Source organism: uncultured Methylobacterium sp., assembly GCF_964242245.1.
Classification (GTDB): domain Bacteria; phylum Pseudomonadota; class Alphaproteobacteria; order Rhizobiales; family Beijerinckiaceae; genus Methylobacterium.
Genome location: NZ_CAXTBY010000130.1, coordinates 1 through 9,421, shown reverse-complemented (window position 1 = coordinate 9,421; position 9,421 = coordinate 1). Strand labels below are relative to the sequence as shown.

Annotated in this window: 10 protein-coding genes; 5 read left to right on the top strand and 5 right to left on the bottom strand. The window is 71.1% G+C overall.

Features of this window, described 5'->3' with window-relative positions:
• The 4 genes from ACFE8Y_RS18915 to ACFE8Y_RS18900 form a co-directional block, all read right to left on the bottom strand.
• The coding region (locus ACFE8Y_RS18915; RefSeq protein WP_375465924.1) for an AAA family ATPase at positions 1-344 on the bottom strand (344 nt) is incomplete at its 3' end.
• Positions 341-1,276: a chlorophyll synthesis pathway protein BchC gene (gene bchC, locus ACFE8Y_RS18910; RefSeq protein ID WP_375465923.1), complete on the bottom strand. Its 936-nt coding sequence runs from the start codon at positions 1,274-1,276 to the stop codon at positions 341-343. The genes ACFE8Y_RS18915 and bchC, both read right to left, overlap by 4 nt.
• A 94-nt stretch (positions 1,277-1,370) precedes the next feature.
• A complete protein-coding gene (locus tag ACFE8Y_RS18905) occupies positions 1,371-2,570 on the bottom strand; it encodes a methyltransferase (protein ID WP_375465922.1) in 1,200 nt (399 codons plus the stop codon).
• Positions 2,571-2,672: 102 nt separating this feature from the next.
• A complete protein-coding gene (locus tag ACFE8Y_RS18900) occupies positions 2,673-3,542 on the bottom strand; it encodes a polyprenyl synthetase family protein (protein ID WP_375465921.1) in 870 nt (289 codons plus the stop codon).
• Positions 3,543-3,647: 105 nt separating this feature from the next.
• Here ACFE8Y_RS18900 and crtD point away from each other — a divergent pair, with 105 nt between their 5' ends.
• Complete coding sequence (crtD, locus tag ACFE8Y_RS18895; protein WP_375465920.1) at positions 3,648-5,186, top strand: 1-hydroxycarotenoid 3,4-desaturase CrtD; 1,539 nt, start codon at positions 3,648-3,650, stop codon at positions 5,184-5,186.
• Positions 5,183-6,043 carry a carotenoid 1,2-hydratase gene (locus tag ACFE8Y_RS18890; protein ID WP_375465925.1) on the top strand — a complete coding sequence of 287 codons (861 nt, stop codon included), beginning with the start codon at positions 5,183-5,185 and terminating at the stop codon, positions 6,041-6,043. The genes crtD and ACFE8Y_RS18890 overlap by 4 nt, the downstream gene beginning before the upstream one ends.
• A 227-nt stretch (positions 6,044-6,270) precedes the next feature.
• On the opposite strand, the gene ACFE8Y_RS18885 is transcribed toward ACFE8Y_RS18890, so the two are convergent.
• Entirely contained in the window at positions 6,271-7,839 is a 1,569-nt protein-coding gene (locus tag ACFE8Y_RS18885; RefSeq protein WP_375465919.1) for a GMC oxidoreductase, read from the bottom strand.
• A gap of 240 nt (positions 7,840-8,079) precedes the next feature.
• Here ACFE8Y_RS18885 and ACFE8Y_RS18880 point away from each other — a divergent pair, with 240 nt between their 5' ends.
• The 3 genes from ACFE8Y_RS18880 to ACFE8Y_RS18870 all read left to right on the top strand — a co-directional run.
• Positions 8,080-8,550, top strand: coding sequence for a DoxX family protein (locus ACFE8Y_RS18880; protein WP_375465918.1), 471 nt, complete (start codon positions 8,080-8,082; stop codon positions 8,548-8,550).
• A gap of 9 nt (positions 8,551-8,559) precedes the next feature.
• A complete protein-coding gene (locus ACFE8Y_RS18875; RefSeq protein WP_375465917.1) occupies positions 8,560-9,021 on the top strand; it encodes a cupin domain-containing protein in 462 nt (153 codons plus the stop codon).
• A gap of 8 nt (positions 9,022-9,029) precedes the next feature.
• Positions 9,030-9,421 (top strand): SMP-30/gluconolactonase/LRE family protein (locus tag ACFE8Y_RS18870; protein ID WP_375465916.1); only part of this gene is annotated, 392 nt, incomplete at its 3' end.

Sequence of the window (9,421 nt, the reverse complement as noted above, 5' to 3'; positions counted from 1 at the left end):
TCCATCGCGTAGACGCCGTCGCGCTTGAAGCAGACGTCGCCGATGGCGACCGCCTCGCCGGCGAGCTTCTTCTTGGTCGAGGTCTCAATGATCGTCGGGCAGGCGCGGCCGCCGAACAGCAGCGAGGTGGTGTCGCTCTTCGGGTCGCAGCCGATCAGCAGGACCTTCTTGCCCTGCTGGGCCATCATGTAGCTGAGGTTGGCCAGGGTGAACGACTTGCCGATGCCGCCCTTGCCGTAGATCGCGATGATCTGCGTCTCCTTCTTCGCCGGCGCGGTGACGACCGGATCGGGCTCGATGGCGGCTTCCGCGCGGAGCGCGGCGTTGGTCAGGTGCATGTTCATGCGTTCCTCCAGTCGAGGATCATCTTCAGGCATTCGGGCTCACCGAACGCCGTGCGGTAGGCATCTTCCGCCGCCGCCGCCGGACGCTGGTGGGTGACGAGGCCGTCCAGCGACAGCGCTCCGCGCTCGATCAGCGCGGTGACCGCCGCGAGGTCGTGCGGCCGGAATTCGGCGGCGACGCGGATGCGCGCCTCGCGCATGAAGGCCGGCGGGAAGCTGAAGCTGAGCGGCGCCTCGTAGAAGCCGGCGAGCACGATCTCGCCGCCGGGCGCCAGCCGGCCGATCAGCGTGTCGAGCAGGCTTGCGTCGCCGCTGACGTCGGTGATCGTGGCGTAGTCCCGGCGCTCGTCCTGGTCCGGATGGACGACCGGGTAGCCGAATTCACCCCGCGCCCGGATCGGGTTGGTCTCCCAGACGGTCGGAACGGCGCCCGACAGGCTGGAGAGCCGCGCGAGCAGCCGCCCGAGCACCCCGTGCCCGACGATCAGCGCGCGCTCGCCCGGCCCGTTGCCCGCCATCGCGTGGTAGGCGGTGGCGGCGAGCGCCAGCAGGATCGCCTTGTCTCCGAGGGCCGCATCGACCGGCACCAGCTTCCCGGCCGGAACGATCAGGTGGGAGGCGGCGCCTCCGAACAGGCCGCGCACCGCCCCGAAGCAGCGCGCGCCCGGCACGAACACGGTCTGCCCGACCGTCAGATCGGAGCCGCGCGGCGCCTCGACCACCGTGCCGACCGACTCGTAGCCGGGGACCAGGGGGTAGCCCATGCCGGGGAAGCTCGGCATCCGGCCCGTCCACAGCAGGCGCTCGGTGCCGGTGGAGATGCCGCTCCACGAGACCGCGACCACCGCGTCGCCCTCGGCGACCGGGGTCAGCGTCAGGCGCTTAAGCGCCAACTGCTCCGGTTTCTCGAGAACGACGGCGAGCGCGTCCATGAACCTTGCCCTTCCACCCCGCCCGGCTCTGCTTGGCCGGTCGGTGTAGTCATCCTAGAATGACAAAAAAAAGCGTCAAGTATAATTTACACTTTTACGCGGGCTTCGTCGCGACGACGAGGCGCGTCAGCAACGGGCGACGCGTCGGGACGAGGCGGATTCCCCTGAATCCGGCGGTCTCCAGCATTGCCGAAAGCTCAGCCGGCGCGCGCGCGCGACCGCTGCCCATCGCGAGGAGGTAGAAGCCGAAATACGCGTCGCCGATCGGCTCGGCGCCGGGGGTTCCCGCCATCGGCTCGGCGATCAGCAGCGTGCCGCCCGGCGGGAGCGCGGCGTGGGCGGCGCGTAGAAGGGTGGCGACCCGCGCGTCGTCGTGGTCGTGGACGATGCGCACCAGGGAGATGATGTCGGCGCCGCGTGGCAGCGCGTCGGCGAAGAAGCTGCCGCCGTGGCAGGCGACGCGAGGCCTAAGCCCATCCGCCGCCAGCCGCGTTTCCGCCCGTACCGCAACGGCGGGGAGGTCGAACAGCATCAGGCCGAGCTGCGGATGGCGGTGCGCGGCCGCCGTGACGAAGGCGCCCTCCCCGCCGCCGAGATCCATCAGGCAGGCATGGCCGGCCAGCGGATAGGCGTCGAGCACGTCCTCGGCGATCAGCGCCTGCGAGGCGGCCATGAGGCCGCTGTAGCCGGCGACTGCGTCGGCGTCCGCCGCATCCGGCTCCGCGGCCTGGGCATAGGGCCAGTAGCCGGACAGCCGCGTCGGCCCCGATTCGGACTGCAGCAGCGCCACCGGATCGGCGAGGTCCGCGTAGAGCATCGCGTGATGCTCGATCATTGCCGCGACGGACGGGTTGCCGAGCAGCGCCGCGCCGAGGTCGGCGAGCGCGTAGTGTCCGTCCGGCAGGACCGCGATCAGGTCCAGGGACGCTGCCGCCTTCAGCAGCCGCGTCGCGCGCTCCGGCGTCAGGCCCAGCCGCGCCGCCAGGGTTTCGACCGACAGCGGTCCGGCCCGCAGCGTGGGGAACAGGTCGAGCCGGACGCAGGCGAACAGCACCTGCGAGTAGACGAAGCCGGCGCACAGATCGAACAGCGCGCGGGTGTTCCTCGTCGCGATGCGGCGGGTCAGGGGGAAGCCGGCCGCCCAGCGCTGGAAGGCGGGGCTCGCGACGCACGCGACGCGGAAGGCGCGCCAGCGCTCGCGGAGCGTGGTGCGGGGCTCGACGACGCTCCCTCTCCCAGGGGGAGAGGGTTGGGGTGAGGGGCGTAACCCATCCGGAAAGGTCACGCCCCTCATCCTGTCCGTCTCCCGACCCAAATCGGGCCTGCCCGACTTGGAGAGGGGGCCCGCGCCATCTGCGGACGAACGCGGCTCCGACAGCATGCGCGAGGTCCGCCCTCAAACCAGTTCGTGCGCGAGGCTCGCGGGGAGGAACAGGCGGGTCTGCGCGGCGATCTCGGCGCGGAGCGCGTCGGCGCCCGGGCAGGCGGGAATCACCTCGATCGCCTCCGCCGCGAGCCGCTTGAGGCGGTCGAGCGCCCCGCCCATGCCGAGCAGCAGCGCGGCGTTGGGGCGGCCGAGCGTCGCGTCGCGCCCGGCGGGCTTGCCGATCTCCTCCTGGCGGCAGGCGACGTCGCGCAGGTCGTCGGCGACCTGGTAGGCCTCGCCCAGGCATTCGCCGAGCAGCCGCCAGGGCAGCGGGGTGGCGCCGGCGGCGGCGGCCCCCGCGACGGTCGCGGCGGCGAACAGCGCCCCGGTCTTGGCCTGCTGGTAGTTCGAGAGCGCGACCTCAGCCTCCGATTCCCAGGCCTGCCCCGCGACGATGCCGGCGGGCGAGCCGACCGCGCGGGCGACGAGCCCGACGAGCGCCGCGAGGCGGTGCGGGTTCCTCGCGGCACCGCGGGCCAGGGTCTCGAAGGCGAGCACGATCAGCGCGTCGCCGGTGAGCACGGCGAGCGGTTCGCCGTAGGCGACGTGGACCGTGGGCTTCTGCCGGCGGGTCTCGGCGTCGTCGAAGCAGGGCAGGTCGTCGTGCACGAGGGAGGCGCAGTGCAGAAGCTCGATCGCGGACGCCGCGGCGTCGGAGGCCGCAGGGTCGTCGTCGCCGCAGGCCGCCGCCACCGCGAGGCAGAGCCGAGGCCGGATGCGGTGGCCGCCGGGGAAGACCGCGTAGCGGATCGCCTCGGCGAGCCGCGGCGGCGCCCCCGGCGCCTCCGCGTAGGCGACCGCGTTGTCCAGGGTCCGTTCGATGCGCCTGCCTGCGTCCACCGTCGCCTCCTACCGTCAAACGTGATTGTCGTTCAAAAGTGTCATCTATGATTGACACTTGTTGCGATGGAGATCAATGCCGATTGTGGATGACGTGAGGAGTCGATGCGGGGCGAGCAGGTCGTGGTGATCGGTGCCGGTATCGGCGGGCTCGTCGCGGCCCTGCGGCTGGCCGTGGCCGGGCTCGACGTGACGCTGCTGGAGCGCGCGGATGCGCCCGGCGGCAAGATGCGCAGCGTCGCCGTCGGCGGTGCGCGGATCGAGGCCGGTCCGACGGTCTTCACCATGCGCTGGATCCTCGACGAGATTTTTTCCGAGGCCGGCGCCGACCTCTCGGAGCGCGTCGCGCTGACGCCCGCCCGCGTGCTCGCGCGCCACGCCTGGAGCGCCTCGGAGCGTCTGGACCTGTTCGCCGACATCGACGCGTCCGCTCACGCCATCGCGGCGTTCGCCGGACCGCGCGAGGCCGACGGCTACCGCCGGTTCTGCGCCCGCGCCGCGGAGGTCTTCCGCACCCTCGACGGACCGTTCATCCGCGGGAGCCGGCCCGGCCCGGTGGATCTCGCCCGGCGCGCCGGCCTGTCGGGCCTGGGCGACCTGTGGCGCATCCAGCCCTTCGCCACCCTGTGGGGCGCGCTCGGCGAGTATTTCCGCGACCCCCGGCTGCGGCAGCTCTTCGGGCGCTACGCGACCTATTGCGGTTCCTCGCCCTACCGGGCGCCGGCGACCCTGATGCTCGTCGCCCATGTCGAGCAGGCGGGCGTCTGGTCGATCGCGGGGGGCCTGAGCCGGCTCGCCGCGGCGGTGGCCGATCTCGCGTCGGAGCGCGGCGCGACGATCCGCTACGGCGCGGAGGTGCGCCGGATTTCGACGGAGCGGGGACGGGTGTCCGGCGTCGTGCTCGCCGACGGCGAACGGATCCCGGCCGACGCGGTGGTGATGAACGGCGACGTCTCGGCGCTCGCAGCCGGTCTGTTCGGGTCCGACGCGGCGCGCGCCGCCGATCCCGTGGCGCCGGGCGACCGGTCGCTCTCGGCGGTCACGTTCTGCCTCGAAGCGCGGGCGCAGGGCTTCCCGCTCTCCCACCACACCGTTTTCTTCTCGGGCGACTACCGCGCCGAGTTCGACGCGATCGGCCGCGGCCGGCTGCCGGCCGATCCCACCGTCTACGTCTGCGCCCAGGACCGGACCGCAGGGACCGAGCCCGACGGCCGCGAGCGCCTGCTCTGCCTCGTCAACGCGCCGGCTGGGCCTGAGCCCCCCTTCACGCGATCGGAGATCGACGCATGCGAGACCACGATGCGGGGCCGGCTCTCGGCCTGCGGCCTGACCCTATCGGCGGGGGAGACGGTGACGACGACGCCCGCCGACTTCGCCGCGCTGTTCCCGGCGACGGGGGGGGCGCTCTACGGCCGGGCCTCGCACGGCTGGAGCGCGACCTTCAAGCGGATGGGCGCGCGCACCAAGCTGCCGGGGCTGTATCTCGCGGGGGGCAGCGTCCATCCGGGGCCGGGGGTGCCGATGGCGGCGCAGTCGGGCCGGATCGCGGCGGACACGCTGCTCGCGGACCTCAGGGCGACGCGCCCCGCTTCGACACGCCGGTCGGCCGCGACGGCTACGTCTGGTGGTACGTCGATGCCCTGAGCGCCGACGGTCGCCAGGGGCTCACCATCATCGCCTTCATCGGCAGCGTCTTCTCGCCGTACTACGCCTGGGACCGCTCGCGCGACCCGTTCGACCATTGCGCGGTCAATGTCGTCCTCTACGGCGAACGCGCCAACCGCTTCTGCATGACGGAACGCGGGCGCAAGTCGCTGCTTCGCGATGAGAGCACGATCCGCATCGGGCCGAGCGGGATGGCCTGGGACGGAACGGCGCTGACGATCACCATCGACGAGACCACCGCGCCGATCCCCTCGCGCGTCCGCGGCACGGTGAAGCTTTATCCCGGCGGCATCACCCCAGGACCCTTCACCCTCGACGCCGACGGGCAGCACCGTTGGTGGCCGATGGCACCGTCGTCGCCCGTCGAGGTCGAGCTGTCCGAGCCGGCGCTGCGCTGGTCCGGCACCGCCTATTTCGACACCAACCACGGTGACGGGCCGCTCGCCGACGCCTTCACGAGTTGGACGTGGTGCCGGGCCGACCTGACGGACGGCGCGGTGATCCTCTACGACGTGCGCCGCCGCGACGGCTCCGCACAGAACCTCAGCTTGCGCTTCGACCGCACCGGCGCCCGCCGCGACATGCACCCGCCGCTCGCAGCCCCCCTGCCGCCGACGCGGCTCTGGCGCGTGCCGCGCTCGACCCGCAGCGACGACGCGAAGGCCGATGTGGTGCGGACCTTCGAGGACACGCCGTTCTATGCGCGCTCGCTGCTGTCGGCACGGCTCGCCGGCGAGGCGGTGCGCCCGGTCCACGAGAGCCTGTCGCTCGACCGTTTTCGCAATCCGCTGGTGCGGCTGATGCTGCCGTTTCGGATGCCGCGGCGCGTGGGATGATGGGATGGACGATGGAGCCGGGACCCGGGCACCCGTGCGGTCGGACTTCCCGCACCGTCACTCCGAGGCATCGTTGGCGAGCCCGGAATCCAGAAACACAGGTCGTGGTTCAGTCTGCACGGTCGGCGGCCCTGGATTCCGGGCTCTGCTACGCAGCCCCGGAATGACGGTGCGGGTTTCGCAGGCCAAGCGGCATCTCTGCTTGGGCCTGTGAACTCCCCTCGTATCTACCCCAGCCGCTCCGCCAGATGATCGGCCACCCTGAGCGCGTTGGCGATGATCGTCAGCGTCGGGTTCACCGCGCCGATCGAGGGGAAGAAGCTCGCATCCGTGACGTAGAGGTTGTCGAGTTCGTGCGCCTTGCAGGTCAAGTTGAGCACGGACGAGGCCGGGTCGGTGCCGAACCGCAGGGTGCCGGCCTGATGCGCGGTGCCGCTGATCGGGATGTTCTTGCCGAGGTAGAGCGAGCGCTCGAACAGGTAGGTGTAGGCGCCGCCGGGCCGGAGCAGGTCCGAGAGCTTGCCGCGAAGCCGATCATGCGCCTCGCGGTTGTTCTGCGCGATGTCGAGGATCACGCGCCCGTCGCGGTCGATCGAAACCCGGTTGTCGGGGTGCGGCAGGTCCTCGCTCTGGAGCCAGAAATCCATGGCATGCCGCGCGACCATGTCAAACGGCGCGTTCGGCAGGAAGCCGGTCCAGGCCGGGAATTCCTCGCCGCGGATCTGCTCCGGGTGGGTCTTGGCGCACATCTGGATCAGGCCCATCGGGTAGTCCCAGTCCTTCGACTCGAAGTAGAAGTCCGAGACCGCGAGCGTCTTCTGGAAGACGGTGTCGTTGACCTCCTTCGACAGCGCCATCAGCACCGACATGTTGTGGCGCACGTAGTTGCGCCCGACCTGATCGGAGCCGTTGGCGAGTCCGTTCGGATGGGCCGCGTTGGCCGAGCGCAGCAGCAGCAGGGCGGAGGAGAGCGCGCCGCAGGCCACCACCACGATGTCGGCGGAGTAGCGCTCCGCGCGGCCCTCGCGGGTGACGTTCACGGCCGTCACCGTCCGGCCCGCCGGATCTGTCTCCAGCGTCGAGACGTAGGCGTTGACGCGCAGCGTGACGTTGTCGTGCCGGGCCAGCGTCGGGTCGACGGTCATCACCTGCGCGTCGGCCTTGCCGTTGAGCAGGCACGGGAAACCGTCGAAAGCGTCGCAGCGGATGCAGATGCTGGTCGGCGTCACCTTGCCGTTGCGCTCGTCGAGCTTGATCCCCAGCGGCAGGTGGTAGGGATGCAGCCCCTCGGCCGCCCAGTCGTCGGAGAGCCTCTGGATACGGGGCTCGTGGCTGACGGCCGGATGGTCGTAAGCGCCGCTCGACCACGGCTCGGTCGGGTCTTCGCCGCGGTTGCCGTGCACGGCAAACAGCGTCTCGGCCTGCGCGTAGTACGGCTCGAATTCGGCATACGAGACCGGCCACGCCGGCGAGACGCCGTCGACGTGGCGCACGGCCTCGAAATCGCGCTCGCGCATCCGCAGCAGTGCCGCGCCGTAGACCTTCGAGTTGCCGCCGACGTAGTAGTGCAGCGCCGGACTGAACGCGCGGCCGTCGCCGCCGTACCACGTCTCACGCGCCTGGTAGGCGCCGTCCACGAACACGGTCTTCGAATTCCAGTTGTCCTGGCTCCGGGGCAGGTAGTCGCCGCGTTCCAGCAGCAGGATGCGTTTTCCCGTCCCGGCCAGCCGCGCCGTCAGCGACCCGCCGCCCGGCCCCGAGCCGATCACGATGACGTCGTAATGGTCCTGTGCCATCGGCGGCCTCGCACGGCACGACGGATCGGAACGACCCGTCGGCCAACGTTGAGGAGACTGGAGCCGTTCCAGCCTGCCGGCGTCGCGGGACCGTGCCCGCCGCATCGGCGATGCTGGGCCGTTTCCGTCGAGCGTGCCGGCAACTGCCCCGGCGGCCGGGCGTTGGGCGTCTAGTCCTGCCGCCTGGAACGCCGGCCCGATGCCCGATCCACAGCCATCCCTGCCCGTCCGGTTCCTGCGATGACGTGGCTCGACCTCGTCGCGGTGCCGCTCCTGGCGAAAATCTGCCTCGTCTGCATGTTTCCGCTGAGCGCCTACGACAAGGTCGCCCACTGGGACGAGGCGATGGGGCAGGCCGCCTCCGGGCCCCTGCCATTCCCGACACTGCTGCTCGTCCTCGGCATCCTCGTCGAGGCGGTGACGCCGGTGCTGATCGTGATCGGCTGGTGGGACCGGGCGGCGGCCTTCGTGCTCGCCGGCTTCTGCGCCGTCACGGCGCTCATGTACCACCCGTTCTGGGCGTTCCCCGGCTTCTGGTCGAAGAATGGCGAGGGCCGCGTCCATTTCTGGGACTTCTTCAAGAACTTCGGCCTCGTTGGCGGGCTTTTTCTGGTGGTGATCGGCGGAGCCTACGCGCCGGCCTCCGGGATCATCGCGCATCCGCTTGCGGGCGGCCCTTGGAGCGCGCCGGCCGCGCCCGACGCCCACTGAGGAACGACCATGGCTGATCCGACGAGCGGCGACACGCGCCCGAGAATGGCCTACTGGCACGTCTACACCGACGCCGACGGCGTTAGTCGGCAGGCGCGGTTCGAACTCTCGCACTTCGCGTTCGAGGGCGTGAATCCCGAGACCGCCCCGCAGTGGAACGACAAGCAGGATTCGACCAGGGCCGGCGTCACTTTCACGGTGCTGCCCGTCGGCTGGGTCGGGCAGTGGCACGAGAACCCGAAGCCCCAGTGGATCGCGGTCCTCTCGGGCCGCTGGTTCGTCGAGACCATGGACGGCACCCGCGTCGAGATGGGACCGGGCGAGCTGATGATGGGCGAGGACCAGAACACCAAGGAGCGGGACGGGAAGAAGGGCCACCTCTCCGGCACGGTCGGATCGGAGCCCTGCACGATGATCGTCACCGGCCTCGACGTGACGCCGACCGTCGACCGGCCCGGCCGCTTCCGGTAGGCGCCGCCATGGAGGGCTTCGCGTTCACGCAGAGCCGGTTCAAGGCCTTCGTGCTGCCGAACGCGGCGCTGGAAAAGCTCGCCGACGGGTTCCGCTGGTGCGAGGGACCTGTCTGGTTCGGGGATCGCGACGAACTCCTGTTCTCGGACCTGCCCAACGACCGGGTGATGCGCTGGAGCGAGTCCGGCGGCGTCTCGGTGTTCCGCACCGGCACCGGCTTCGAGAACGGCCATGCCCGCGACCGCAACGGGCGTCTGCTCGCGTGCTCGCACCGGGACCGGCGCATCACCCGGACCGAGCACGACGGCCGCATCACCGCGCTGGTCGATCGTTACGAGGGCCGGCGTCTGAACGCGCCCAACGACCTCGTCTGCAAGTCCGACGGCACGATCTGGTTCAC

Excerpts from the sequence above, each read along its gene's own strand:
- ACFE8Y_RS18905 (WP_375465922.1), bottom strand. The coding sequence starts at position 2,570 with ATGAGGGGCGTGACCTTTCCGGATGGGTTACGCCCCTCACCCCAACCC.
- ACFE8Y_RS18885 (WP_375465919.1), bottom strand. The coding sequence starts at position 7,839 with ATGGCACAGGACCATTACGACGTCATCGTGATCGGCTCGGGGCCGGGC.
- ACFE8Y_RS18875 (WP_375465917.1), top strand. The coding sequence starts at position 8,560 with ATGGCTGATCCGACGAGCGGCGACACGCGCCCGAGAATGGCCTACTGG.
- bchC (WP_375465923.1), bottom strand. The coding sequence starts at position 1,276 with ATGGACGCGCTCGCCGTCGTTCTCGAGAAACCGGAGCAGTTGGCGCTT.
- crtD (WP_375465920.1), top strand. The coding sequence starts at position 3,648 with ATGCGGGGCGAGCAGGTCGTGGTGATCGGTGCCGGTATCGGCGGGCTC.
- ACFE8Y_RS18880 (WP_375465918.1), top strand. The coding sequence starts at position 8,080 with ATGACGTGGCTCGACCTCGTCGCGGTGCCGCTCCTGGCGAAAATCTGC.